Here is a 26,014-nt window from a genome sequence, read left to right as displayed (position 1 = left end):
ATTATTACCAATACTAACTTGGTTTCATTTGACTTATACGTTGAACAAGAAGTTCATTACATCGCCGTCTTTAACGATGTACTCTTTACCTTCTTGACGCATCTTACCTGCTTCTTTTGCGCCGCTTTCACCTTTAAAGGCAACAAAGTCGTCAAAAGCAATCGTTTGCGCACGAATAAAGCCACGCTCGAAGTCGGTATGGATTTTACCCGCTGCTTGTGGCGCTGTTGCACCTACAGGGATTGTCCATGCACGCACTTCTTTAACACCCGCAGTGAAATAAGTTTGTAATTGTAGTAATTCATAACCACCACGAATAACAAGATTAAGGCCGGGCTCTTCTAAGCCAAGATCAGCCATAAACTCAAGCTTGTCTTCGTCATCTAATTCTGAAAGCTCAGATTCGATAGCAGCACATACAGGAACAACAATCGCATCTTCTGCTGCAGCAATAGCGCGTACACGGTCAAGGTATGGATTATTTTCAAAACCATCTTCAGCAACGTTTGCAATATACATAGTTGGTTTAATAGTTAAGAAGTTGATAGAGCTGATTGCTGCTTTTTCTTCTTTAGTTAATGCTAAAGCGCGTAAAGTTAAGCCTTCATCAAGATGCACTTTTACTTTTTCAAGTACGGCATTTTGCTCTTTGGCGTCTTTATCACCACCTTTTGCTTTTTTTGCGTTACGGAAAAGGGCTTTTTCAGCGCTATCCATATCAGCAAGTACTAACTCAGTGTTGATTACGTCAATATCGTCAGCAGGGTCAATAGTGCCTGCTACGTGTATGATGTTTTCATCTTCAAAACAGCGAACTACGTGGCCAATTGCATCGGTTTCACGAATGTTAGCTAAAAACTGGTTACCAAGGCCTTCACCTTTAGATGCGCCCTTTACCAAGCCAGCAATGTCTACAAATTCCATACTAGTGGTAAGAACTCGTTGAGGATTAACAATTTTAGCAAGTTCGTCTAGACGAGGATCTGGCACAGGTACCACACCTGTATTAGGCTCAATGGTACAAAAAGGAAAGTTAGCGGCTTCAATACCCGCTTTAGTTAGTGCATTGAAAAGCGTTGATTTACCTACGTTAGGCAAGCCAACGATGCCACATTTAAAACCCATAGTAAGATACCTTGTTTAGAATTCGTTTAAACGGTGTACTTGGACCCAAGTTACTAGGGTTTAAACGAATGTAGTCTGTTTTGTGCTTTTAACACACCATCTTTTGCAAGTATTTCCATGCAACGAACTGCTTCATCAACAGCAGCATCCATTTTTTCTTGGTCTTTTTTGGCCGCTTTTCCAAGCACCCAACCAGTTACCATTTCACGATGCCCCGGATGACCTACACCAATGCGCAAGCGCATAAAGTCTTTTTGATTTGCCATTTTTGCAATAATGTCTTTTAAACCATTATGACCGCCATGCCCGCCACCTTTTTTTAATTTGGCAACGCCTGGGTCTAAATCCAATTCGTCATGGGCAACTAAAATGTCCTCGACAGGGATTTTGAAAAAATTAGCTAAACTACTGACCGCTTTACCACTTAAATTCATGTAAGTAGTGGGGATCAATAATTTGAATTCTTGGCCTTGAATGATCACTTTGCCTGTAAGGCCGTGATATTTAGGATCGTGTTTTAGAGTGCAGTTATAGCGTGCAGCGATTTGCTCGATGAACCAAGCACCTGCATTGTGGCGTGTGTTTGCGTATTCGGGGCCTGGATTAGCCAGGCCCACAAGCATTTGAATAGAATTCAAGGTTGCGAGACCTTAAATATTATTCTGCTGCTGCAGCGTCGTCTTCAACTGGAGCTGCTTTGTTTGCTTTGATAGTCAGGATAGACTGATCATGGCCTTCGCCTTTAGCTAAATCTACAGAGCTAACGCCTTTAGGGAAAGTTAGGTCAGAGATATGAACTGAATCGCCAACAACAAACTTAGAAACATCTACTTCAATGAATTCTGGAAGTGCTTTTGGAAGACACGTAATTTCAACTTCAGTTAACTGGTGAACAACAGTTGCGCCAGCTTTAGTTACAATCTCTTCACCGATGAAGTGTAGAGGAACTTTAGTTTGAAATTTATGAGTAGCATCTACACGTTGGAAATCAAGGTGAGTAAGCTTAGGCTTGAATGGGTGACGTTGGATATCTTTTAAGATTACTTCAACAGCTTCGCCATCAACGTTAAGCGTAAGGATATGCGTGTAGAAACCTTCGTCTTCTTGAGCTTTGATCATATCTTTATGAGCAAAAGTAAGAGATAAAGCTTCTTTATCAGCTCCGTAAAGGATTGCAGGAACTTTGTCTTCGCGACGTAGGCGGCGGCTCGCACCAGTACCAGTTTCTACGCGAAGTTCAGCGTTATACGTATAAGTTTTGTTAGACATGATGTCTCCAGTTATTTAAATGTGTAGGGCCTTTGCGACCAAGGTCCCTAGCCAAAAGGCGCGCTATCATACCACCACGCCCAGATAAAATAAACATCGCTTACAAAAAAAGCGCCAAAAGGCGCTTTTATATTCAGGAATGTTTAATTTTAGTGTTCAAACATCGCTGAGATAGATTCTTCGTTACTAATACGACGAATAGTCTCTGCTAACATGTCAGCAAGCGTAAGTACCTTAACTTTATCAAGGGCTTTAAGCTCATCAGATAGCGGAATTGAGTCAGTTACAATTACTTCATCAATCATTGAGTCACGTAAGTTTTCGGCTGCTTTACCTGAAAGGATAGGGTGCGTTGCGTATGCAAATACACGCTTAGCGCCATGTTCTTTAAGTGCTTCTGCGGCTTTACACAATGTACCACCGGTATCAATCATATCATCTACGATAATACAATCACGACCTTCAACGTCACCAATAATGTGCATTACTTGAGAAACATTTGCTTGAGGGCGACGTTTATCAATGATTGCTAAATCGGTATCGTTTAGTAGTTTTGCAATTGCACGAGCACGTACAACACCACCGATATCTGGAGATACAACAACGACGTCTTCAAAGTCGCGTTCTTTCATATCTTCAAGTAATACAGGGCTGCCAAATACGTTATCTACAGGTACATCAAAGAAGCCTTGGATTTGTTCAGCGTGTAAATCAACCGTAAGAACACGGTCAACACCAACACTTGATAAGAAATCTGCAACAACTTTAGCGGTAATTGGAACACGAGCAGAACGTACACGACGGTCTTGGCGCGCATAACCAAAATAAGGAATGACGGCAGTAATACGACCTGCAGATGCACGACGTAGAGCATCAACCATAACGATAAGTTCCATCAGGTTATCGTTTGTAGGGGCACAGGTTGATTGCAAGATAAAAACGTCCGAGCCACGAACATTTTCATTTATTTGAACACTGATCTCACCGTCGCTAAAACGGCCAACAACAGCATCGCCTAATTCAATATATAAACGTTTTGCAACTTTTTGAGCTAACTCAGGTGTTGCGTTACCAGCGAAGAGCTTCATGTCAGGCACGGTAGGGTTCCTCAGGCACTGAATATTTGGACTAACGGGCAATGATAAATTTCACTGCGGGTTAACTTATGATTACTTGTACGTTACTTCATTGATCGAATATGGCGGTTAACTCCGTATGAGCAGGTGAGACATTTGCGCTTGAAGCCACAAAACCCTGCCAAGTATGGGGGAGATTTTCAAGTACATCTTGTGCTTGAACTTGGCTAGCAAATTCGACAAAACAACATGAACCTGTTCCGGTCATCTTCGACGGTGCGTATTTTAGCAACCACTGGAGGGTTTTTTCAACCTCGGGGCAAAGCTTTTTAACTAAAGGCTCACAATCGTTGGTCAAAGTATGGTGTTTCCAGTCGCCTATTATTTTTGGTGTGTCGCGTTTTAAATCTGGATGTGTAAATATTTTTGCGGTACTTACATGTTGGTTAGGGTGTACAACGCAGTACCATTTTTGTTCAAGTGTTACGTGGTGTAGTTTTTCACCAATACCGTGCGCTATGGCGCTTTGACCTTGTATGAACACTGGAACATCTGCCCCTAACTTGAGCCCCAATTGTGCTAGTGTTTCTAAATTTAGTGCCAATTTCCATAACTTATTTAGGGCTAATAAAGTACTCGCTGCGTCAGATGAACCTCCTCCAACACCGCCCCCCATCGGCAAGCGCTTAATTAAATTTATTTTTACACCCAAAGAGGTTTTACAGTGTGTTTGTAATAATAAAGCCGCTTTATAGATGAGATTATCATTTAGAGGGATGTCTTTAGTATCACCACCGACAGAAATACTCCCATCTGTTGTTAACTCAAAATGCAGCTCATCGCCAAAATTTAAAAAAGTAAATAAGGTTTCAAGTTCATGATAGCCATCTTCTCGGCGAGCATTAATATGTAAAAATAAATTGAGTTTTGCCGGAGCAATAAGTGAAAAAGAGGTTTTGTTATTCATACTTATTTAAACTGCCAATCGTATAGTTGAATTTTAATTTTTATTTGTTGGTGCTTTAACGTCAGTTTAGTAGGTAACCAGTAACCTGCGTTTTGTACATAGGCGCCATAATCTATTTGCCATTTTTTGCCTGTATTATCAAACCATAATACTTGCTTTGCACGCCCAAGCTCATCAACAATTAAACTTTCATCGTCAATAGTGCCTTTAAGCCAGTTATCGGCATTATCAACCGGTAGTGTAAAACCCGTTAATCGTTTTAAAAGCTCTGCAGCGTTAGTATCAAAGTATTGTTCACCGTCAAACTCTAATTCAGCACCGTTAGCTGTTTGTTTAAGCGACAAAATACGAGTACCAATAAAAGTAGTCAGTATTAAATTATTGGAATTTGTTGTTTGCTGCCAATTTAAGTTTGCAGATTGACGCTCTTCTGGGCTAATAAATGCAAGTTTACCTTCTACTTGCCAAGTTTTTTGAGCAGCTAAACGTGGTTTCCAATCATCATAAAGTGTTGTTTTTGTATCAATTTGATGAGCACAGCCACCTAAAAACAAAAAAAACATGAATAAAATCAAATATTGTCGAATCAAATGTTGTTCCTTACTTTCCATATTCCGCTGATTTTTGGTAAAATTACCGCCTTTGAAGTAGGGCTCAGCAATATTTGGCAAATATGACCATAATAGCACTAGGTATAAATCACAAAACCGCATCCGTAGAATTACGTGAAAAAGTGGCTTTTTCGCCTGAGCAAATTTCAGAGGCGTTGCAACAATTAAGTGGCCATGCCGACTTTAATGAAGCGGTTATTGTGTCTACCTGCAATCGAACCGAGATCTATTGTAGCCTCGCTCAGCAAAATTCCCAAACACTGTTGAGCTGGCTTGCCAGTTTCCATGGTTTGGATGAACATGAACTGAGCAAAAACACTTATTGCTACGAAGATAACGATGCTATTAATCACTTAATGCGCGTGGCGTGTGGGTTGGATTCTTTGGTGTTGGGCGAACCGCAAATTTTGGGGCAAATAAAACAATCGTTTTTTAGTGCTAAAAACCACGATGCAGTAGGTGTTACGTTTGATAGGTTGTTTCAAAAAACATTTTCAGTAGCGAAACAAGTTAGAACTGAAACCGATATTGGCGCAAGTGCGGTATCGGTAGCGTTTGCTGCAGTTAACTTGGCAAAGCATATTTATGGCAAGCTTGATAAGACCAATGTGTTATTAATTGGCGCTGGTGAAACCATTGAATTGGTTGCTAAACATTTATACCAAAATGAGCCTCAAAATATCACTGTTGCAAATAGAACTATTGAGCGAGCTCGTAACTTAGCTGATGAAGTGTCGGCAGATGTGATTGCTTTGGCGCAATTGCCTGAGCGTTTGCATAAAGCCGATATAGTGATTAGTTCTACAGCCAGCACTTTGCCTATTATTGGTAAAGGGGTGGTTGAGCAGGCGCTAAAGCAGCGACGTCACAAACCTATGCTATTTATAGATATAGCGGTTCCGCGTGATATAGAAAGCCAAGTTGGGGAGCTCGATGCTGCCTATTTATATTCCGTTGATGACTTACAAACCATTGTAAGCGAGAATATGGCAGCGCGCGAGCAAGCTGCACAGCAAGCGCAAATAATTATTACTGAACGCACCAAAGAATTTGCAATGTGGATGCGTTCACTCGATTCGGTAGATTTAATCCGCCATTATCGAAACGATGTACAAACAATTAAGTCTGAACTTGTAGAGCGTGCTGTTAGTCAGCTCAATACAGGTAAAGATGCAGAAAAAATTATATTAGAGCTCGCCAATAAATTAACCAATCGCTTAATGCACGCGCCTACCCGTGCAATACAAGATGCAGCGAAAAAAGGTGAAGTGGCGCAGCTAAACCAGTTGAAAAAAATGTTAGGTATTGATCAGGAATAACCGTTAAATGAAAGAGTCTGTTTATAATAAATTAGAAACCTTAGTAGAGCGTTATGAAGAAGTACAAGCGCTGCTAAGCGACCCGTCGGTCATTAGTGATCAAAACCGTTTTCGTGCGCTTTCAAAAGAGTATTCTGAGCTTGAAGAGATTGTAAAAACGTTTTTAAACTATAAAGAAACGCAAGACGATTTAGCCAGTGCAGAAGAAATGCTTAAAGATTCTGACCCTGAAATGCGTGAAATGGCGCAAGAAGAATATAAAGAAGCAAAAGCACAAATACTAGTGATTGAAGATCAAATTCAAGTATTAATGTTGCCAAAAGATCCGCGAGATAACAACAACGTGTTTGTTGAAGTACGTGCAGGGACGGGCGGCGATGAAGCGGCTATTTTTGCTGGTGACTTATTTCGTATGTACAGCCGCTACGCAGAAAATAAAAAATGGAAAGTAGAAGTTGTAAGCACCAATGAAGGTGAGCATGGCGGTTACAAAGAAGTTATTGCAAATATCAGTGGCGAAGGCGTTTACGGTCAATTAAAGTTTGAATCAGGCGTACATCGCGTACAACGTGTACCAGAGACTGAATCACAAGGTCGTGTTCATACCTCAGCGTGTACTGTTGCGGTTATGGCAGAAGTACCAGAAGCAGAAGCGATACAAATTAATACAGCAGATTTAAAAGTTGATACATTTCGTGCATCAGGCGCAGGTGGTCAGCACGTAAATAAAACTGATTCTGCTATTCGACTTACACATATACCTACCGGTGTTGTGGTTGAGTGTCAGGATCAGCGTTCGCAGCATAAAAACCGCGCTAAAGCGATGTCAGTACTTGCAGCTCGACTGCAACAAGCTGAAGATGAAAAACGCCATGCGGCAGAAGCCTCTGAACGTCGTGACTTGGTAGGTAGTGGCGATCGTTCTGAGCGTATTCGTACTTATAACTACCCGCAAGGTCGTATTACCGATCACCGTATTAACTTAACACTTTATCGTTTAAACGAAGTGGTAGCCGGTGATTTAAGTGCGATTATTGACCCATTAATGCAAGAGCATCAAGCTGACTTACTTGCGGCCATGGGCGACGAGTAATTGTGGCTCACACTCTTGAACAAGCAATTGCTGCAGGTGCTGACTTATTAGCACTTAGCAGCGAAAGTGCTAAATTAGATGCACAAGTTTTACTTTTACATATACTTCAAAAACCTCGCAGTTACCTTTTTACTTGGCCAGAACATGCGCTTAGTGATGAGCAACAATCGCAGTTTAATGTATTTATCCAAAGACGTTTAAAAGGTGAGCCCGTAGCCCATATAACTGGGCTGCGTGAATTTTGGAGCTTATCGCTTGAAGTTAACGCAACGACCCTAATACCTCGACCAGATACTGAAACATTAGTCGAGCAAGCACTTGAAATAGCGCTACCCGCTACAGCAAAGGTGCTTGATTTAGGCACTGGTACTGGTGCAATAGCGTTGGCACTGGGTAGTGAAATGCCTAATTGGCAAATTACGGCAGTAGATAGAGTAAGCGATGCAGTTGCACTTGCTACACGTAACCAGCAGCGATTAGCGATTAATAATGTACATGTTAAACAAAGTAACTGGTTTAGTGAGTTGCATGGCGAAAAATTCAATTTAATTGTCACTAACCCTCCTTATATAGAAAGTAGTGATATACATTTAAATCAGGGTGATGTGCGCTTTGAGCCTTTATCGGCATTAGTGGCTGATGATTGCGGAATGTCTGATATTAAACAAATAATTACACAATCACGTGACTATTTGTCATCTAATGGCTATCTTTTAATAGAACACGGTTTTGAGCAAGGTGAAGCTGTTCGTCATTTTTTTGAAAAAATGGCGTTTGTTAATATTAAAACAGTGAAAGACCTTGGTAACAATGACCGTGTAACACTTGCACTGTGGCCCTAGAGAATAATAATTGCCTACTAGTGCGTTAAATAATGCCATGAAGGAATTTCGACTATGATGGGTGATTTTTTATTTTCAGATGAACCAGAAGAAACAATCGATGAGATTGAACACGGTACCTGGAAAGTATTAATCGTTGATGATGAACCTGAAGTTCATGCTGTTACAAAACTAGCACTGAGTGATTTTGAATTTCAAAATAAACGCTTAGAGTTTATTAGTGCCTACTCAGGTGCTGAAGCGAAAGAGCTCATAAAAGAGCATCCAGATGCCGCTATTGTGCTACTTGACGTGGTAATGGAAACCGACGACGCTGGTTTGCAGGTTGCTAAGTTTATTCGTGAAGAAGCTAAAAATAATCATATACGGATTATTTTAAGAACAGGCCAACCTGGCCAGGCACCTGAACGTCAAGTCATTATTAATTATGATATTAACGATTACAAATCGAAAACGGAGCTAACGGCTCAAAAATTATTTACTGTTATTATGTCGAGCCTACGCTCGTATCGGGATATTATTTCGATTGAGCAATCACGCGAAGGGCTTGAGAAAATAATTATAGCGTCTCGTGATATTTTTTCTGCGCATTCAATAGAGCACTTTATTGAAGGCGTTATGCAGCAATTAACATCTTTATTGGGTATTGCTGATCAAGCTATGTATGCCACCACTTTAGTTGCACAAAACCCAGAACATGAAAAAAATAAAAAACTAATAGTTTGCTCTGGCACTGGCGATTTTGAAAAAAGTGAAGGTAAAGAGCTTGATGAGGTATTACAAGCTGAGCAGTTAAGTGCGTGTCATCAGGCGCTTAATGATAAAAGTATTATTTATAAAGATAATTACTTATTTGCGTACTGCAGTAGTGAGTACAATCATAACTCAATGCTGTTCATATCAGGTGTCCCAAAGGATTTAACGGATACTCAGCGTCATTTAATCAAAATATTTTCTCAAAATGTGCAACTTGCCTTTGAAAATGTGCAGCTTCAGTCTGAAATAGAAGCGACACAACAAGAGCTTGTTTATAGGTTAAGTGAAGCAGTAGAGCAGCGCTCAACCGAGACAGGTAATCATGTTAAACGTGTAGCACATATTTGTCATATTTTAGCTGAGGGCTATGGTTTATCTAAACATGATGCAGATTTAGTAAGGTTGGCGTCTCCTCTTCATGATGTAGGTAAAGTGGGTATTCCTGATGCGATTTTAAACAAACCAGCAAAGTTAGAACCTCAAGAATGGGAAGTGATGAAAACCCATACTGATAAAGGCTATACTATTTTAAAAGACTCTCCCCATGAAATTGTGAGTACAGGTGCAATTATTGCAAAAGAGCATCATGAAAAATGGGATGGGTCTGGTTACCCACAAGGTCTAAGCGGAAACGCAATTAATGTATTTGGTCGCATAGTCGCACTTGCTGATGTATACGATGCACTTCGCCATAAACGGTGTTATAAAGAGCCTTGGACATTACAAAATGTGGTTGATGAAATTAATGCTGAAAAAGGCACACATTTTGAACCAAAAATGGTTGAAGTATTTAACGAAAAGCTTGATGAGTTAGAGGCGGTTCTTAGCCGTTTTCCTGATTAGATTTTTATAAAACAGAAGTACAGGGGCATATGGATTATTTAGCAGTAAAGCACTCGCACATGGCAATTGCGATGTTAAGTGTAATATTATTTTATGTTCGCGCTTTTTCGCGAATGGGCAGTGGTAAATTAGCAAAAAATAAAGCAGTAATGATTGGTAGTCACAGTATAGATACTTTGTTATTAGTGTCTGCACTTACGCTTATATTTATGGCTAAAATTAATCCGTTTGAACAATATTGGCTATTAGAAAAAATAGTTTTAGTGGTTATATACATCGGTATTGGGGCTAAAAGCGCCAGACAAACAAAAATGGCGGCTAAAGTTGCTTACGTTTTAGTTAATACCGCTGTTATTTTAGCGATAGGTTATTTAGCGACGTCTAAATCAGCTTTTTTGCTTTAAGTAATACCTGACTATTTGAGCTTTATAGTTGTTTTGTAAAGCTCAAATACAACTCCCTCTCAGAAAATATTCAAATACACCTCTATATTGGTATATAGCTTTAAAGTTAGGTAAACTACGCCTTCGTTTTCTAAAATGTTGCAGTATTAATGACTACCCTCGGGTTTGACGAACACGATGAATCTTATCTTGATGATGCTTACGATGAATTTACACCTCCAGCGATTTACCGCTGTATTAAAGCAGAGTCAAAGTGGGACCCTCAGATAGATTTAACACCATGTTATGAAACTTTAACTGACTTTGAACAGCAAATTTCAGCGCTGTGTTTAAAAGTGAGTGATGAGCACGATCGCCTCGAAAAATTATTAGATATGTTTTACAGTGATTGGCTATTTAGTGCATCAGGTTTAAAAGTGCCTGAATATAAATTAAATACATTAAGCTATACGCTTTCTATGCGCAGTGGTTCACCTACAACACTGGCAATTATACTTTGTCATTTTTTACAACAAGCTAACTGTGACGCGAACCTTAGTCTTACCCAAGGTGATGTTGGTGTACATGTGGCGATTAGTGATGAAGAAGGCTACATAATAGAGCCAAGCAGTGGACAACAAAGTTGGTATATTATCCCTGAAAACGCAGATGAAGATGATGGTCAAGAGCAAGAGCCACTAGAACTGATTTTTGATGACGAAGTATATAAGTTATTTTTAGCTCAGCAAAAATGGTCTTTCATTAGCGAAAATAAATTTGGTCATGCTTTAACCTGTGTAGAGATGCTAATGGAGTTAATAGGCGACGACCCGTATGAGAGACGCGACAGAGGTTACTTATTAAATCAGCTCGGTTGCCCTAAAATGGCACGTGATGATTTACAGTTTTTTGTAGATGAGTGTCCGGACGATCCTGCAATAGAGATTATTCAACACCAAATAGAAGAACTAGAAGATAATAATAAAACGCACCATTAAGAATAGGAATAATTATGGTTGAAACTCAAAGCGCATTAATTACAAATGATGCCGTTGTGCTTGGTTTGCTTGCTATTATTTTGGGGTTTATTTTTAAAACCTCAAACAGTGAGCGTCCAGCTTTAAAACGATTTTATAAATACGTACCTGCTTTATTACTGTGTTACTTTTTACCTTCGTTATTAAATACCTTTGGTATTGTAGATGGTAATAAATCTAATGTTTATTATGTGGCTTCGCGCTACTTACTACCTGCCTGTTTAATACTACTTACCATTAGTATTGATTTAAAAGCGATTATTAACTTAGGCCCTAAAGCACTTATTATGTTTTTAGTGGGTACTTTAGGCATTGTTATTGGTGGGCCATTAGCTATTTTAGTGGTGAGCGCATTTGACCCAAGTATTGTTGGTGGGCATGGCCCAGATGCCGTATGGCGCGGTATGACAACTGTTGCAGGTAGCTGGATTGGCGGCGGTGCTAACCAAGCATCAATGAAAGAAATGTTTGAAGTTGGTGGTGATATATTTTCTGTAATGATTACAGTCGATGTAATTGTCGCTAATATTTGGATGGCTGTTTTATTGTTAATGGCAGCAAATCATAAAAAGATTGATGCAGCGACGGGTGCTGATACAAGCGCAATTGAAGACTTGAAAAAGCGTGTGGAAGAATATCACGCAGAACATGCACGCATCCCAACTCTTAATGATTACATGACGCTGATTGCAATTGCATTTGGTATAACTGGCTTAGCACACTTTTGCGCTGACTTTTTGGGGCCGTACTTTGGCACTACTTATGAATGGGCAAAAGAATACAGCTTAAACAGTAAATTCTTTTGGCTAATTGTTATATCCACAACGATTGGCATAGGCTTATCGTTTACTAAAGTGAGGCAAATAGAAGCGTTTGGCGCTTCAAAAGTAGCTTCTAGCTTTTTATATATTTTGGTTGCATCGATTGGCTTACACATGAATGTAACCGCTATTTTCAATAACCCCGGGCTATTTTTAGTGGGCGCAATTTGGATGTTAGTGCATGCAAGCATTATGTTAATTGTGGCTAAACTGATTAAAGCACCGTTATTTTATATGGCTGTGGGTTCTCAGGCTAATGTGGGGGGCGCAGCGTCAGCACCTGTTGTAGCATCAGCGTTTCATCCATCATTAGCGCCTGTTGGAGTCTTGTTAGCTGTACTAGGCTACGGTGTGGGTACTTATATGGCTTATATTTGTGGATTAATGATGCAAGCAGTTGCACCTTAAGGAATTTAAATGAAAGATCAAATTATTAAAATTAATGAAATTGAACTTGCAAACAATAAACCGTTTGTACTGTTTGGTGGTATTAACGTATTAGAATCTCGCGATTTAGCAATGCGTGTTGCAGAGCATTACGTAGAAGTTACGACGAAACTAAATATTCCTTATGTATTTAAGGCCTCATTTGATAAAGCTAATCGCTCTTCAATCAATTCGTACCGTGGTCCAGGTATGGAAGAAGGTTTAAAAATATTCGAAGAAATTAAAAACACGTTTAAAATTCCACTAATTACTGACGTACATGAACCGCATCAAGCTGCACCTGTTGCAGAAGTTGTTGATGTAATTCAGTTACCTGCTTTTTTAGCGCGTCAAACAGATTTAGTTGTGGCGATGGCTAAAACAGGTGCAATTATTAATGTGAAAAAACCACAGTTTTTAGCGCCACATGAAATGCGTCATATCATTACTAAATTTAATGAAGCTGGTAATAACAACGTAGCCCTTTGTGAGCGTGGTTCTAGCTTTGGTTACAACAACCTTGTGGTTGATATGCTGGGTATGGATGACATGAAGGCAATGGCACCTGTTATTTTTGATGCAACACATGCGTTACAACGCCCTGGTGGACGAGCTGACTCTGCTGATGGTCGTCGTGCACAAGCAGCAGAGCTTGCGCGCAGCGGTATGGCGTTGGGTATTGCTGGTTTATTTATCGAAGCGCATCCAAATCCTAACGAAGCTAAATGTGATGGCCCATGTGCGCTAGCGCTTAGTAAGTTAGAAGGCTACTTAACGCAAATGAAAGCGGTTGATGATTTAATTAAAAGCTTTGCCCCACTTGATACAAGTGCAAGCGATTTATAATTAAGCATGATGTTTATTAAAAAGCGACTCAGGTCGCTTTTTTTATGCCTTTAATATACACAAACTTATATGATGTATATAATCTCACGCATAAGAAAAACTAATTCTAAGCTTGGTTATTATGTCAAGACGGGTACCTCCATTAAACGCATTAAAAGCCTTTGAAGCGGCTGCACGCCATTTAAGTTTTACAAAAGCTGCAGAAGAGCTTTATGTAACGCAGGCGGCAGTAAGTCATCAAATAAAAACACTTGAAGAGCATTTAGGGCTGAAGTTGTTTTTACGTAAAAACCGCTCTTTATTGTTAACTGAAGAAGGCCAAGGCTATTTTTTAGATATTAAAGAGATTTTTACTCAGCTTATTGATGCAACTGAAAAGCTATTAGCTCGTGGCGCTAAGGGCTCACTAACGGTAAGCCTAACCCCTAGTTTTGCTATTCAGTGGTTAGTGCCTCGTTTGAGTTTGTTTAATGAGTTACATCCAGAGATAGACGTGCGAATAAAAGCACAAGACCAAGATGAAAACTCACTCACGGATGACGTAGATATTGCTATTTATTATGGAAGGGGTCATTGGAATGGCGTACAAGCGTACAAGCTTCATACCGAATATTTAGTACCACTTTGTAGTCCTATGTTATTAAGCGGGTTAAAGCCGCTTGATCAACCTAGTGATTTAGCGCATCACACACTATTACACGACACTACACGTAAAAACTGGAAAACGTGGATGAAAACCGCAGGCGTGCGTAACATCCAGGTAAATCAAGGGCCTATATTTAGCCACTCCTCTATGGTGTTACAAGCAGCTGTACATGGACAAGGTGTGGCAATCGGCAATAGTGTATTAGCTAAACCCGACATAGACGCAGGGCGTTTGGTAATTCCGTTTAATCATAGCCTAGAGAGTAAAAATGCGTATTACTTAGTGCTTCGTGAGTCGCAAACAGAGCTTGGTAAAATAGTTTCGTTTAAAGAGTGGATGCTGAGCTTAGTAGAGCATGAGCAAGAACATGAGTATTAATAATGATTGAATGGTTTAAAAGCACGGAGCAACCTGCAATAGCACAGTTTATATTTGCACATGGCGCAGGTGCTGGTAGCGATTCTGACTTTATGCAGCACATGGCAAAATTAATAAGCGAGCAGGGGGTTGATGTTGGTTTATTTGATTTTGAATATATGCAAATCGCTAAACAAACTAATAAACGCAGGCCTCCTGAGCGAGCACCAAAGTTACTTATTTATTATGAACGAGTGCTAACGAATGCGCAGCCAGATTTACCGTTGTTTATAGGCGGTAAATCGATGGGCGGTCGCATGGCATCAATGCTTGCATGTAGTACAGAGCAAAGCCTTTCAGGTGTTATAGCATTTGGTTATCCATTTCATCCGCCGGGTAAGCCAGAAAAATTACGCACCGATCATTTTGCTGATATTGTTTGCCCTTTTCTAGTATTACAGGGCGAGCGAGATACATTTGGTACACGTGAAGAACTTCTTACTATGAAAATGCCAAAGCAGCCTTTGTTTACTTGGCTGAGTGATGGCGATCACTCATTAAAACCACGTAAAAAAAGTGGCGTAACTGAACTACAAAATAGAGAAACAGCAGCGTTAAGTGCTGTTGAATTTATTAAGCAACAAATTGAGATACGTTAAGACTCGAGCAGGGGGTTAGATGATTAAATTATTTTTAATGACCGGTAGTATTTTTTGTATGCTTTCGGTGATGTTAGGTGCATTTGCTGCCCATGGTTTAAAAAGCCGCTTATCGGAGTATTCATTAGGCGTTTTTAAAACGGCTGCTGAGTATCAAATGGTACATGGACTTGCACTTATTGCGGTGGCTATTTTAATTAAATGGGGCATAAACCTGAGTTGGGCTGGTGGCTTTTTTATAATGGGCACACTACTTTTTAGTAGTAGTTTATATTTACTCGCTCTAACAGGAATGAAGTGGCTTGGGCCTATAACACCGCTTGGTGGGTTGTGCTTTATTATTGGTTGGATTGTTATTTTAGTGCAAGTTGCACGATTTAAGTTTTAAAGAGTTTAAGGGTTAATATGTCTAGTGTTGTGATTTTTTGTCGTAGTGGTTTTGAAAACGATGCCGCTGCTGAAATAACGTTTCATGCTGCAGAGCAAGGTTTTGCAGGGTATGTAAAAGCAAAACCAAATACAGGTTATGTTGTTTACGAATGTTTTGAAGCGCATCACAGCGATGAAATAATCAAAAAAGTTGATTTTAAAAACATGGTGTTTGCACGTCAATGGTTTGCCGGCACATTACTTGAAAACATGCCAGTAGAGGACCGTGTGAGCGCAGTAGTTGAAGCTGCTAAAGATTTTACATTGTGCTCAGAACTGCGCGTTGAAACGCCAGACACAAACGAAGGCAAAGAGCTTTTAACGTTCTGTAAAAAAATCTCAACACCGCTTAAAAAAGCCCTCGAAAAACAAAATACTGTACTACGTGAGCCAAAAGCAAATCGCCCAGTAATGCATGTCATGTTTTTAACAAACAATACGGCTTATGTTGGTTACTCGTATAGCTTTAATAATTCTCCATTTTTCATGGGTATTTTGCGCCTTCGTATGCCAAGCGATGCACCGAGTCGCTCAACGTTAAAACTCGATGAAGCATTTAACGTATTTATACCTGAGCAACAACGCGAGTCACGCGTAGCTGCCGGTATGCGCAGTGTTGATTTAGGTGCATGCCCTGGTGGTTGGACTTATCAGCTTGTACGCCGTGGTATGTTTGTAAGTGCGATTGATAACGGCCCAATGAATGACGATTTAATGCAAACTGGGCAAGTTAAACATTTTAGAGCCGACGGTTTTAAATATCGCCCAGAAAAAAGAAATATTACTTGGTTAGTGTGCGATATGGTGGAAAAACCGACCAAAGTGACTACGCTAATGATTGACTGGGCAGTAAATGCATACGCAAAAGAGTTTATATTTAACTTAAAGCTGCCTATGAAAAAACGCTTTGATAGTGTTTATGAATGTCTTTCGATGATCAGAAAAGAGCTTGAGAAACAAGGTATCAATTACGAGTTGCAAGCTAAACATCTATATCATGATCGTGAGGAAATAACCGTTCATTTAAACGTTACTAAGGTGCCACAAAATTTGTATAGTTAATATGTAGAGGCTAAAAGTGGTAAAAAACAATATTAATAAATGGCTAAGTTTACTTTTTTTATCACTTTTAATCACAGGCTGTGGCGGGGGAGGCGAAAGTAGTGATACAACTACGGCCCCTGGTAACGCTGCGCCCAGTGTTACGCTTTCGGTTAGCAGTAACGTTATTACTTCTAATCAATCATTTACTATTACAGCGCTTGCAAGTGATAGCGACGGACAAATTGCCAGCTATCAATGGCAACAACTTAGCGGGCCTGAGTTTACGTTTACCTCTAACGGTAACACGCTTACAGCCACTGCACCTAGTGTAACAACCGATACGACCTTTAGCTTTTCGGTTACAGTTACTGACAACTCAGGTGCTACTGCACAACAAGTTTTTTCAGGCACTATCACCTCTCAAAATAATGCTCCTACAGTTAATATAACAGGCCCAAGTAGTGCACTTGCCAGCACACAAGTTAGTTTAGTTGCTAACGCTCAAGATACAGATGGCACTATAAGTAATATTAATTGGATTCAGTCTGCTGGGGACGATGTTGAGTTTTCACAAACTGATGGAGTCCTTAGTTTTACCGCCCCTAATGTATCTGAAAATACAACACTAGGTTTTAGCGTAACCGTAACTGACAATGCAGGTAAAAGCGCTCAAGCGAGTAAAACGGTTTTAATTAATCAAGTAAATAGCGCGCCAACAGTCATTGTTACAGGCCCTGAAGAAGCTGAAAAAGGTGACAGTGTAACCTTAGTTGCAGATGCACAAGACAGCGATGGTAGTATTAATAGCATAACTTGGCAGCAAATAAGTGGTCCTGTAGTTGAACTTACTCAAACACAAACAAGCATTAGTTTTAATGCGCCCACTGTTGCACAAAATACCAATGTTACATTTGTGGTTACTGTAACCGATGACGATAACGCTACAAATAGCGCTCAAAAAACAGTTGTAGTATTAGCACCAAACAATCCACCAACTGCAGATGATGTAAGTATTAGCGTGCAATATAATCAAGCCACAGAATTTAGTTTAGTAGTTAGCGATGCTGATAACGATACGGTTCAGATTGATTTTGGTGATGATTTAAATGGTGCACAAATTAGTGTTATTGATGCACAAGCCTTACTTTTTAGCTACACGCCTCCTGCAAACAGTATTACTTCACAAAGCTATACGTTAACTGCGTCTGATTCAAAAGACACAACCGAATTTACCCTGAATATTACTGTGGTTGATTCAACGCCCGCTACAATTAGTAATGTAACACCCCAAAGTAATAATGACCCAGTTCTTGTAGATAGCCCTGTTAGTATTACATTTTCAGATATTATGCTAACGAGCACTTTAGCAGTTAATTCTAGTAGTGGTGTTTGTACAGGAAGCGTACAAGTGTCGGCAGATAATTTTACTACTTGCTTGGCCTTAAATATTGAAAGTTTGTCGGGTACTACTAGTGACACAAGTACTTATTTTCATACTGTAAATGTAAGCGCAAGCTTTAATGAAGATACCCAATATATTGTCCGTGTTACAGCTGATTTAACTAATTTTGATGATACGGCCATTGAAACGCAAACCGCTACTTCTTTTACTACCTCTAGCCAAGATATAAAAATAACTGAAGTTTCTTCTGTGCAATTTAGTAACGACTTACCTTGGATTGAAATTTATAACGGCACAGGGGCTGCTGTAAACTTACAGAGTTATTCGCTTAAAACCCGCAGTATTAATATGATTAATAGCTCGACTAGTGCAGAGACAACTTTTTCACTGCCCAATAAAGAGCTTGAAAATGGTGAGTACCTTATTTTACAAAGCAAGTTTGGAGATGATTTTTTAGTCAGTGCATCAGTTAACAACCCTAAAATAGCGCTTGTGGGTAATGCTAGTGATGAAATTAGACCTTATTGGTACATAAACGGTTTTGTAGAATTACTTAATAGTGCAGGTACACAAACAATCGACTTTGTAAAATTTGGTAACTCAGTACAAGAACCAGTAACGCCATCACAATGGCAAGGTGGTAACGCAGAGCAAATCATCTCCGAGCAAGGAGGCAGCTTAAAGCGCGAGCTTAATGCGACAGACACTAATCAAAGTACTGATTGGAGTTATTCTGTGTTTAACACACCCGCTGGGCCAAACAATATAAATTGCACAATAGATGATGATGAGGATGGTATTCCTGATTGCGCTGAGCAACAGGGTACAACATTCGCGGGTTTACCACTTTATGAGTGGGGGGCGCGTACCTCACAAAAAGATATATTTATTGAAGTTGATTATATGGACAGCACTGATGTAGGTATTACTCCACATCGAATCGCACTTGAAAAAGTAGCCACTGTTTTTGCAGAAAAAGGCTATACAGTCCACTTTGACGTAGGTGATTTGTTTGATCAAAATACAAATACAGCACCGCAAAACTTTGATTTAGGTGGCGGAAATCTTGTCCCTTTTAATAGCTATACCCCGTTTGAATACGATTTAAGTAGCCCTAATTTATTTGCTTATAAAATGGAATATAGCGATATAACTCGCAGGCCCATTTTCCATTATTTATTAATGGCAAGTAGTGGTAACGAAGACGGTAGTATTAGTGGTTCGGGTATTGCTGAGATGAGCGGTAATGATTTAATGGTAACTATGGGGGGCTGGGGTTTAACGCTTGATACGCAAGTAGCAACCAATGTAACTTATAATTATCAAGCATCAACAATATTTCATGAGTTAGGTCATAACTTAGGTTTATACCATGGCGGTGATGAAGAAGTTAATTTTAAGCCTAATCATTTAAGCTCTATGAACTATTTATATCAATTAGCGGGTTTATCAACAATAGGTAATAACGAAGGCGATCGCTACTATGAGCGTTTTTACCCAGGCAATGCTAGTTGCGATATTGCACCAAATACTAATAGTCATTTAGGCTCTACGGATGATTTTATTATTGATTATTCAAATGGTAGTTCAGCAGATTTAAATGAAAGCACCATACTTGAAATACAGGGGTTAAATAGAAATAGCTCACTAGCAGTTGATTTTAATTGTAATGCAATTAACACCGAAAGCTTAACCAGCTTTGATACTAACCAAGATAATACAATATCAATACTGAGTGATGTAGATGAGTGGAGCATGCTTAATTTACAGTTTTATATGCAAAGTGCAGGTAATCGATTTGGCGTGCCAAATACAAATAACAGTAAGGTGCATAATTTACAAAGCTCGCCTACTAATATTGAAACGCTGCCCAGTTATATAAAAGAAGCACAGCCAAGTAGTGCAATTATTGCTGAGTTAAAAGCAATTAAAGAGCAATAGTATGAAGCCAATGCTAAGCACTAAGTTTATTATCTTGAGTAGTTTTTTTAGCTTACTAATAGCGTGTAGCGATACTAACAATGCACGTGAGTGGTTACTAAAAAATGATAATTTGTATTATAAAAATACAGCTGTTGACTGGCGAATTGAATCAGTAAAGGACTGTAATACATGCGTTATAAGCCAAGATGTTGTTTATCAGCCTGAAGGTATTAGTCGTTATAATACGTTAATGCAGAGTCAGAATTGGGTCGCGGTACATGAACTAAGTAAAATCAATGTCATTCGTTTAAAGATGCCAGACCAAACACCTTATTTATACGTAGAGCGTGTAAAAGGTCAAATACTAAAGCTGTTTGATCAGCAGCAAAACTACAGTATAAAAATTGGTGAAGTTACAGCCGTTAATATTAATAATCAGCGCTTTAGTATTTTGATTAAAAAATTTGAAGAAGTAGATAAACAAAGCGATGCATTACCAAGGCGTGCATCGCTTGAGTTTATTGCTTTAAAAATAGATTAAAAAAAGCACCTTAGGTGCTTTTTAATCTAGAATGCGGTGTCCTTCGAATATTGAAAAAGTCAGCAACCTTTTAATTAACTGCGATATTTTGGACGATAGTTATCTACCCATAAACGTGTTGCACCGCACACTGCGACTGGCATAACTATTAAGTTTATAAAAGGGATAGCAGTTAACAACATAACAGCAAAACCAAATCCGTATGACAAACCTTGCTTAGATTTTAAATCGTCTTTCATTTGCTTAAAGTCAATTTTATGATTATCAAACGCATAGTCTTCGTATTGAACTGCGTACATCCAACAAGTAAATAACACCCATAGTATTTGACCAATGACCGGTAAAACCCATAACAATATAAAAAAGCCAATTGCGCGAGGAAGGTAGTAGCATAGTTTTGTCCACTCACGGGCAAGCATGCGAGGTATATCTTTAACTAGTTCGGCAAAGCCGTCATCGTTAATTTTTTGACCTGTTAGGTAAAGCTCAACTTTTTCACTCAAGAGCGCATTGAAAGGGGCTGCAATAAAATTAGTGATAACTGTAAAGAGCATACTATAGCTAAACAAAACAACTAATACAGCAATAGGCCACATTAGCCACTCTAACCAGCTTAACCACTCGGGGAGCATGTTGTTTATGTAGCTAAAACTATCACTTAACCAGCCAACTAAAAAAAACAGCGAGCTACCAAACAGCAAAATATTAATTAATAGCGGAATAAGGACAAAACGCTTTAGCCCTTTTTGGCTAATTAATTTAAACCCCGAAAAAAAGTATTCCATACCTTGTGTGATCTGCACTGTAACCTCAAAAAATATTTACCATTACTTATAGTATAAATAGCTTAAAAATTTTGAACAGTACTTTTAAGTAACAAAGTGTTAGCTTTAATATTGTGGTTTTGTTTATATAGTAACAATAGGTGTTCAGTAATATGCAACTATGATTATTTTAGACAGGCCCGATTATTTTTTGCCAATAAAATAAAAAACTTACTAATCATGACTATACTGAACTTTACTGCGTAAGAAAAAAGCGCTTGATTAAAGCTTTTGTTGTTTCAATGTGTATAAATAATACGGGTAAAGGAAAATGGGTACGGATAGGTTAAAAAAGTTATTATCTCACCAGCAAGGCATTTTATCTAAAATTGCATTAGGGGTACCTTTAAGTGAGGTGCTTACTGAAATTTGTTCATCAATCGAGCAGATTATTGATGATGAATCCGCTAGGTGTTCAATCTTATCAGTTAAAGGCCAGCAGCTTTTTCATTGCGCAGCTCCTAATATTCATCCAGAGTACTGTAGTTTGCTTAATGGAGTCTATATAGGGCCAAAAGTGGGCTCATGTGGTACTACTGCATTTTCGAAATCGCGCACTATTGTTGAAAATATCGAAACTTCACCGCTGTGGGAGGACTTTAAAGACTTAGCACTAAAGTTTGGTCTTAAGTCATGTTGGTCAACGCCTATTTTTTCAACTCAAGCCGATTTATTAGGCACCTTTGCTATCTATCACAGCACTCCTAAATCACCATCAAAGCAAGACTTAGAGTTAATCGATTTTTTTGTACACTTTTCTAGTATCGCTCTTGAAAAAAGTAACGAATTTAACAAAGCAAAACAGCTGCTCGCGAATTTACAGCAAAGTAATGAAAAGTTTAAAGCCTTCACTAAGGTAATGCCTGATCTCATTCTTATTTTAAGTGAAGAGGGAATTTATACCGATGTGTATGGTACCTCTAATGAGTTACTGCTTGATTCAAGCAAGGACCTTATTGGTCAAAGTGTTAAGGATCTGCTCTCCCAAGACGATGCACAAATGATAATGGACGTTATTAAAAAAACACTCTCGACTAACGAGACGCAAATTTTTGAATATGAATTAGCTGTACCAAAGGGCAATATAGTTTTTGAAGGCAGGGCTGCTGCATTAGATCATTACCACCCCAATAGTCCTACAAAAAGGCACGTAGTATGGATGGCCAGAGATATTTCAATAAAGAAAAAGGCCGAACAAGAAGTACATAAGCTTGCTTTTTACGACCCATTAACGAATCTTCCAAATAGAAGAATGCTTAGCGACAAATTAAGCATGTGTGTGGAGAGTGTTAAGCGTGATAAAAATATAGGGGCGTTATTATTTTTAGACCTAGATAATTTTAAGCGTATTAATGATTCACTTGGGCACAGTGCGGGTGATGAAGTACTTGTGGAATTATCAAAAAGGTTAAGCGCAATAATAAAAGGCTCTGATACGTTGGCCAGAGCGGGTGGCGATGAGTTTATTATTTTACTAAAACACGTTGGAGAAAATACACAGCAGGCGAGCATCGAGTGCAAAATAGTAGCCAAAGAGATTCAAAGAGCTTTTCATGATAAATTTGAAGTGGGCAACCTTGCATTTCAAGTAAGCTGCAGCATAGGTATTTGTCTAATTGATAGCGTAAATGCGCAGGCAGGCAATATATTAAAATTTGCAGACACGGCTATGTATCGTTCTAAAAATAAAGGGGGGAATAGCAGTAGCTTTTACGATCCAGCCTTACAAACACTGCTTGAAAAACAAACTGAACTAGAAACCGATATAGTCAGAGCGATTGCATCTGATGAGTTTTGTGCTTATTTTCAGCCTCAGGTAAATACGTATGGTGATGTTATTGGTGCTGAAGCACTCATTAGGTGGAACCATCCTCAAAAAGGGTTAATAGCGGCAAACGAATTTATACCAATTGCAGAGCAATACGGGCTTATTCAAAAACTACAAAATATTGTTTTACATGATATATGTATTTTAATAAACGAACTTAAAGCAGATAACATAATTGACGACTCGTTTAGTGTTTCAATTAATATTAGCCAAAGCCAGTTTAATTCATCAAATTTAAAAGGAGAGCTGTTTAGCACTATCAATAAATTTGATATTCGGGCACAGCAAATTAAGTTAGAAATAACTGAGTCAATGCTCTCAAGCGATATAGATTATACAATTAGGCAAATGAAAGAACTCATTGCCGCTGGCTTTTTATTTTCGATTGATGATTTTGGAACCGGTTACTCCTGCTTAGCGTACTTAAGTGCGTTTCCTGTTAAAGAATTAAAAATAGATAAAAGCTTTATTGATAAAATTTTAGATAGCACGGTTGGCTTTAATATTGCGCAAACAATTATCAGTTTAGGAAAAAGCTTAAACTTAGAGGTAGTTGCTGAGGGCGTAGAAACAACAGAACAATATGACTTACTTAAAAAAATGAATATTGACGCCATGCAAGGCTACTTAATTGCAAGGCCGATGGATAAAGAAGGCTATGCAAAATGGCATAGCGCTAATACTAATGCGCAATAATACTTGAACATTACTATTTATTAATTAGTAATAGTTTAGCAAAATTTACACACTTGCTAGGCCACTTTTGCTCTTTTAGCTGGTGAAATGTCATAACCCATATGCTAAATAAGGAGTAAAGATTTTTTAATTAAACAATGCTAAGCTATGACCGCTTAAATATATTATTTAAAGCTTAATAAACTTATAACAATGAATGGAAGCTTTATGCAGTTAGTCGATTTGAACCCGAATGATCCCGACGTGGTAAATGTATTTGATGATATAGACCGACTTATAAATTCTTTATATCCTGTGGCTACCGCACAGTCTCTGGAGTTAAACGAATTAACCTTACCTAATGTGTACGCTATTGGTTTAAAAACTGAAGAAGGTATTATTGCCTGCGGTGCGATTGTAGAGAAATTTGATACCCAGCCTTACGGCGAAATAAGACGTTTATATGTAAAACCAAGTCATCGTGGTAAAGGGCTATCAAGACGTATTATGCAGATTTTATTGCATCAAGCTGGCGAAAAACAAATCCCGTTAATACGCTTAGAAACAGGCCCAAAACAAATAAAATCAATCAATTTATATGAAAATTTAGGCTTTAAACGCTGTAGCAGTTTTGGCTCATATGTAGATAATCCACAAAGTGTTTTTATGGAATTAGGGCTTAGTAAATAAGTTCATTAACGCTGCGACATGTTAAAGCTTAATGTGTCGTAAATATCTTCCTTCATTATTATCTTGTAATAAAAGTCATACTCAAACTAGTAACTATAAAAGCAGCTTTTATAGTGATGCAAAAATACTTCACTGTTTTTAACACCTGTCTTCGTATAAAATCTGCCTCGATAATTAGTGACTAACTTACAAAGCGAGAATTTTTATCTTTTCTAAAAGTAGCAATAAACAAATGAGCGAAATAACAGTAGTAACCCACAATGGTAATTTTCATGCAGATGACGTTTTTAGTATTGCGGTACTTAAACATGTTTTGCCAACGTTTAAATTGGTACGCACACGCGATAAAGCGCTTATAGAAAGTGCCGACTACGTAATAGATGTAGGTGGGGAATACGATCCTGAAACTAATCGCTTTGATCATCATCAACGTGGAGGTGCAGGCGAGCGAGAAAATGGCATTCCTTTTTCATCATTTGGTTTAGTGTGGAAAAAATACGGCTTAGCACTGTGTGATGATAACCAGGCCGTTGCTGATAGAGTGGATTCAGGCTTAGTTTCAACTATTGACGCCATTGATTGTGGTCATGTTGAAGGTGTATCAAAAGGGATAAGCTTGAGCCAAACAATTTCAATGTTTAACCCTACATGGGAAGAAGAAAGTAACTTTGATACCTGTTTTGATGAAGCCGTTGAATTTGCAGCACGTATGCTCATTCGTTTTATCGCCTCAGCTCACGGTAGTGTTAATGCAAAAGAGATTGTCGCCAGAGCAATTGAAAATGCAGACGATGCCAGAGTAATCGTGCTTGAAAAGTACACACCGTGGAAAAAAACAGTGCATATTTTATCAAGTGAGGCGCTATACATGGTTTACCCATCGCATTCTGGGCAATGGATATTACAAACAGTACCCGTTGAGCCTGGCTCGTTTGAAGATAGAAAACCGCTTCCTAAAGCATGGTCTGGTTTATCTGATCAAGCGTTCGTAGATGAAACAGGTATTGATGACGCAGTGTTTTGCCATAATGGTTTATTTATAGCGGGTACCAAGTCGTTTGAAAGCACAATGAAACTTGCCACTATGGCGCTTAGCGAATAACAACGCACTAAGCATAACAATTTATATAGATTGTTATGCTTGTTATTTTTGCGCGGAGCATTATGTTTGAATTAAAAACAATCGCACTTTTTATTATTACAGCCTTAGCTGAAATAGTGGGGTGCTATTTGCCCTACCTTTGGCTAAAACAAGATAAAAGCATTTTACTTTTAATTCCTGCGGCTTTAAGTTTGGCACTATTTGCATGGTTGCTATCTTTACACCCTACTGCTGCCGGACGTGTATATGCAGCTTATGGCGGCGTATATATTTGCGTTGCGCTATTATGGTTATGGGTTGTAGATGGCGTAAAGCTTACTATGTGGGATATTATCGGTGGTTTAGTAGCACTGCTAGGTATGGCAATAATTATGTTCGCCCCAAAAAGTGCATAGCTAGCTTATACTCAATTAATCGAATTCGCTTATACACTACTGCAATTTCCCACTTTCAATACCACAGGCAATACCTAACGCTACA

General features: G+C 38.8%; 25 protein-coding genes. 18 read left to right on the top strand and 7 right to left on the bottom strand.

Annotated elements, in window-relative coordinates; all coding sequences use genetic code 11:
• Positions 1–33: 33 nt before the first annotated feature.
• The 6 genes from ychF to lolB all read right to left on the bottom strand — a co-directional run bounded on the left by ychF (position 34) and on the right by lolB (position 5,027).
• Positions 34–1,125, bottom strand: coding sequence for a redox-regulated ATPase YchF (gene ychF / locus H5116_RS04590; RefSeq protein WP_002958547.1), 1,092 nt, complete (start codon positions 1,123–1,125; stop codon positions 34–36).
• 53 nt (positions 1,126–1,178) lie between these two features.
• Entirely contained in the window at positions 1,179–1,763 is a 585-nt protein-coding gene (pth, locus tag H5116_RS04585; protein WP_182715643.1) for an aminoacyl-tRNA hydrolase, read from the bottom strand.
• Between the two features lie 19 nt (positions 1,764–1,782).
• Positions 1,783–2,394 (bottom strand): 50S ribosomal protein L25/general stress protein Ctc, encoded by a 612-nt coding sequence (locus H5116_RS04580; RefSeq protein ID WP_002958549.1) that lies wholly within the window; start codon positions 2,392–2,394, stop codon positions 1,783–1,785.
• A 149-nt stretch (positions 2,395–2,543) separates the two neighbouring features.
• Entirely contained in the window at positions 2,544–3,491 is a 948-nt protein-coding gene (locus H5116_RS04575; protein WP_002958550.1) for a ribose-phosphate pyrophosphokinase, read from the bottom strand.
• Positions 3,492–3,579: 88 nt separating this feature from the next.
• Positions 3,580–4,437, bottom strand: a complete 858-nt coding sequence (gene ispE, locus H5116_RS04570) for a 4-(cytidine 5'-diphospho)-2-C-methyl-D-erythritol kinase (RefSeq protein ID WP_154903382.1) — start codon at positions 4,435–4,437, stop codon at positions 3,580–3,582.
• A gap of 2 nt (positions 4,438–4,439) precedes the next feature.
• Positions 4,440–5,027: a lipoprotein insertase outer membrane protein LolB gene (gene lolB / locus H5116_RS04565; RefSeq protein ID WP_024594739.1), complete on the bottom strand. Its 588-nt coding sequence runs from the start codon at positions 5,025–5,027 to the stop codon at positions 4,440–4,442.
• 83 nt (positions 5,028–5,110) lie between these two features.
• On the opposite strand from lolB, the gene hemA reads away from it, so the two are divergent.
• The 14 genes from hemA to H5116_RS04495 all read left to right on the top strand — a co-directional run bounded on the left by hemA (position 5,111) and on the right by H5116_RS04495 (position 20,415).
• Positions 5,111–6,367: a glutamyl-tRNA reductase gene (gene hemA / locus H5116_RS04560; protein ID WP_024594740.1), complete on the top strand. Its 1,257-nt coding sequence runs from the start codon at positions 5,111–5,113 to the stop codon at positions 6,365–6,367.
• A gap of 7 nt (positions 6,368–6,374) precedes the next feature.
• A complete protein-coding gene (gene prfA, locus H5116_RS04555; RefSeq protein WP_002958554.1) occupies positions 6,375–7,460 on the top strand; it encodes a peptide chain release factor 1 in 1,086 nt (361 codons plus the stop codon).
• A gap of 2 nt (positions 7,461–7,462) precedes the next feature.
• Positions 7,463–8,302 carry a peptide chain release factor N(5)-glutamine methyltransferase gene (gene prmC, locus H5116_RS04550; RefSeq protein WP_154903383.1) on the top strand — a complete coding sequence of 280 codons (840 nt, stop codon included), beginning with the start codon at positions 7,463–7,465 and terminating at the stop codon, positions 8,300–8,302.
• A gap of 54 nt (positions 8,303–8,356) precedes the next feature.
• Entirely contained in the window at positions 8,357–9,901 is a 1,545-nt protein-coding gene (locus H5116_RS04545) for a response regulator (RefSeq protein ID WP_024595292.1), read from the top strand.
• Between the two features lie 29 nt (positions 9,902–9,930).
• Complete coding sequence (locus H5116_RS04540; RefSeq protein ID WP_024605422.1) at positions 9,931–10,305, top strand: SirB2 family protein; 375 nt, start codon at positions 9,931–9,933, stop codon at positions 10,303–10,305.
• A 149-nt stretch (positions 10,306–10,454) separates the two neighbouring features.
• Positions 10,455–11,282 carry a tetratricopeptide repeat protein gene (locus tag H5116_RS04535; RefSeq protein ID WP_002958558.1) on the top strand — a complete coding sequence of 276 codons (828 nt, stop codon included), beginning with the start codon at positions 10,455–10,457 and terminating at the stop codon, positions 11,280–11,282.
• Between the two features lie 14 nt (positions 11,283–11,296).
• Positions 11,297–12,550, top strand: coding sequence for a DUF819 domain-containing protein (locus H5116_RS04530; RefSeq protein WP_024595290.1), 1,254 nt, complete (start codon positions 11,297–11,299; stop codon positions 12,548–12,550).
• A gap of 9 nt (positions 12,551–12,559) precedes the next feature.
• On the top strand, positions 12,560–13,414 hold the full coding sequence (kdsA, locus tag H5116_RS04525) for a 3-deoxy-8-phosphooctulonate synthase (protein ID WP_002958560.1): 855 nt from the start codon (positions 12,560–12,562) through the stop codon (positions 13,412–13,414).
• Positions 13,415–13,535: 121 nt separating this feature from the next.
• Positions 13,536–14,438 carry a transcriptional regulator GcvA gene (locus H5116_RS04520; RefSeq protein WP_002958561.1) on the top strand — a complete coding sequence of 301 codons (903 nt, stop codon included), beginning with the start codon at positions 13,536–13,538 and terminating at the stop codon, positions 14,436–14,438.
• A 2-nt stretch (positions 14,439–14,440) separates the two neighbouring features.
• The gene (locus tag H5116_RS04515; protein ID WP_024605424.1) at positions 14,441–15,076 is read left to right on the top strand and encodes an alpha/beta family hydrolase; all 636 of its coding nucleotides are present in this window, start codon (positions 14,441–14,443) and stop codon (positions 15,074–15,076) included.
• A gap of 19 nt (positions 15,077–15,095) precedes the next feature.
• Complete coding sequence (locus H5116_RS04510) at positions 15,096–15,464, top strand: DUF423 domain-containing protein (protein ID WP_182715642.1); 369 nt, start codon at positions 15,096–15,098, stop codon at positions 15,462–15,464.
• Positions 15,465–15,481: 17 nt separating this feature from the next.
• A complete protein-coding gene (gene rlmM / locus H5116_RS04505; RefSeq protein WP_024605425.1) occupies positions 15,482–16,567 on the top strand; it encodes a 23S rRNA (cytidine(2498)-2'-O)-methyltransferase RlmM in 1,086 nt (361 codons plus the stop codon).
• 16 nt (positions 16,568–16,583) lie between these two features.
• Complete coding sequence (locus tag H5116_RS04500; RefSeq protein ID WP_182715641.1) at positions 16,584–19,892, top strand: PKD domain-containing protein; 3,309 nt, start codon at positions 16,584–16,586, stop codon at positions 19,890–19,892.
• A 1-nt stretch (position 19,893) separates the two neighbouring features.
• Positions 19,894–20,415, top strand: a complete 522-nt coding sequence (locus H5116_RS04495; RefSeq protein ID WP_024605426.1) for a hypothetical protein — start codon at positions 19,894–19,896, stop codon at positions 20,413–20,415.
• Positions 20,416–20,489: 74 nt separating this feature from the next.
• Here H5116_RS04495 and cysZ read toward each other — a convergent pair whose 3' ends face one another.
• Positions 20,490–21,200 carry a sulfate transporter CysZ gene (gene cysZ, locus H5116_RS04490; RefSeq protein WP_182671383.1) on the bottom strand — a complete coding sequence of 237 codons (711 nt, stop codon included), beginning with the start codon at positions 21,198–21,200 and terminating at the stop codon, positions 20,490–20,492.
• Between the two features lie 310 nt (positions 21,201–21,510).
• Here cysZ and H5116_RS04485 point away from each other — a divergent pair, with 310 nt between their 5' ends.
• From H5116_RS04485 to H5116_RS04470, 4 genes are all read left to right on the top strand, one after another.
• On the top strand, positions 21,511–23,763 hold the full coding sequence (locus tag H5116_RS04485; RefSeq protein WP_024597466.1) for an EAL domain-containing protein: 2,253 nt from the start codon (positions 21,511–21,513) through the stop codon (positions 23,761–23,763).
• A 207-nt stretch (positions 23,764–23,970) separates the two neighbouring features.
• Positions 23,971–24,432 (top strand): GNAT family N-acetyltransferase, encoded by a 462-nt coding sequence (locus tag H5116_RS04480; RefSeq protein WP_002958569.1) that lies wholly within the window; start codon positions 23,971–23,973, stop codon positions 24,430–24,432.
• A gap of 232 nt (positions 24,433–24,664) precedes the next feature.
• Positions 24,665–25,534, top strand: coding sequence for an MYG1 family protein (locus tag H5116_RS04475; RefSeq protein WP_154903389.1), 870 nt, complete (start codon positions 24,665–24,667; stop codon positions 25,532–25,534).
• Positions 25,535–25,596: 62 nt separating this feature from the next.
• Positions 25,597–25,929 carry a YnfA family protein gene (locus H5116_RS04470; RefSeq protein ID WP_002958571.1) on the top strand — a complete coding sequence of 111 codons (333 nt, stop codon included), beginning with the start codon at positions 25,597–25,599 and terminating at the stop codon, positions 25,927–25,929.
• The last annotated feature ends 85 nt before the right edge of the window (positions 25,930–26,014 follow it).

It is taken from the genome of Pseudoalteromonas sp. SG45-2 (genome assembly GCF_014164115.1).
Taxonomy (GTDB): domain Bacteria; phylum Pseudomonadota; class Gammaproteobacteria; order Enterobacterales; family Alteromonadaceae; genus Pseudoalteromonas; species Pseudoalteromonas distincta.
This window is presented reverse-complemented; position numbering and strand designations above follow the sequence as displayed.

Bases quoted from the DNA above. Each gene is read 5' to 3' on its own strand.
- ychF (WP_002958547.1), bottom strand. From the start codon at position 1,125: ATGGGTTTTAAATGTGGCATCGTTGGCTTGCCTAACGTAGGTAAATCA.
- H5116_RS04580 (WP_002958549.1), bottom strand. From the start codon at position 2,394: ATGTCTAACAAAACTTATACGTATAACGCTGAACTTCGCGTAGAAACT.
- ispE (WP_154903382.1), bottom strand. From the start codon at position 4,437: ATGAATAACAAAACCTCTTTTTCACTTATTGCTCCGGCAAAACTCAAT.
- hemA (WP_024594740.1), top strand. From the start codon at position 5,111: ATGACCATAATAGCACTAGGTATAAATCACAAAACCGCATCCGTAGAA.
- prfA (WP_002958554.1), top strand. From the start codon at position 6,375: ATGAAAGAGTCTGTTTATAATAAATTAGAAACCTTAGTAGAGCGTTAT.
- H5116_RS04545 (WP_024595292.1), top strand. From the start codon at position 8,357: ATGATGGGTGATTTTTTATTTTCAGATGAACCAGAAGAAACAATCGAT.
- H5116_RS04540 (WP_024605422.1), top strand. From the start codon at position 9,931: ATGGATTATTTAGCAGTAAAGCACTCGCACATGGCAATTGCGATGTTA.
- H5116_RS04535 (WP_002958558.1), top strand. From the start codon at position 10,455: ATGACTACCCTCGGGTTTGACGAACACGATGAATCTTATCTTGATGAT.
- H5116_RS04530 (WP_024595290.1), top strand. From the start codon at position 11,297: ATGGTTGAAACTCAAAGCGCATTAATTACAAATGATGCCGTTGTGCTT.
- kdsA (WP_002958560.1), top strand. From the start codon at position 12,560: ATGAAAGATCAAATTATTAAAATTAATGAAATTGAACTTGCAAACAAT.
- H5116_RS04520 (WP_002958561.1), top strand. From the start codon at position 13,536: ATGTCAAGACGGGTACCTCCATTAAACGCATTAAAAGCCTTTGAAGCG.
- H5116_RS04515 (WP_024605424.1), top strand. From the start codon at position 14,441: ATGATTGAATGGTTTAAAAGCACGGAGCAACCTGCAATAGCACAGTTT.
- H5116_RS04510 (WP_182715642.1), top strand. From the start codon at position 15,096: ATGATTAAATTATTTTTAATGACCGGTAGTATTTTTTGTATGCTTTCG.
- rlmM (WP_024605425.1), top strand. From the start codon at position 15,482: ATGTCTAGTGTTGTGATTTTTTGTCGTAGTGGTTTTGAAAACGATGCC.
- H5116_RS04495 (WP_024605426.1), top strand. From the start codon at position 19,894: ATGAAGCCAATGCTAAGCACTAAGTTTATTATCTTGAGTAGTTTTTTT.
- cysZ (WP_182671383.1), bottom strand. From the start codon at position 21,200: ATGGAATACTTTTTTTCGGGGTTTAAATTAATTAGCCAAAAAGGGCTA.
- H5116_RS04485 (WP_024597466.1), top strand. From the start codon at position 21,511: ATGGGTACGGATAGGTTAAAAAAGTTATTATCTCACCAGCAAGGCATT.
- H5116_RS04480 (WP_002958569.1), top strand. From the start codon at position 23,971: ATGCAGTTAGTCGATTTGAACCCGAATGATCCCGACGTGGTAAATGTA.
- H5116_RS04475 (WP_154903389.1), top strand. From the start codon at position 24,665: ATGAGCGAAATAACAGTAGTAACCCACAATGGTAATTTTCATGCAGAT.
- H5116_RS04470 (WP_002958571.1), top strand. From the start codon at position 25,597: ATGTTTGAATTAAAAACAATCGCACTTTTTATTATTACAGCCTTAGCT.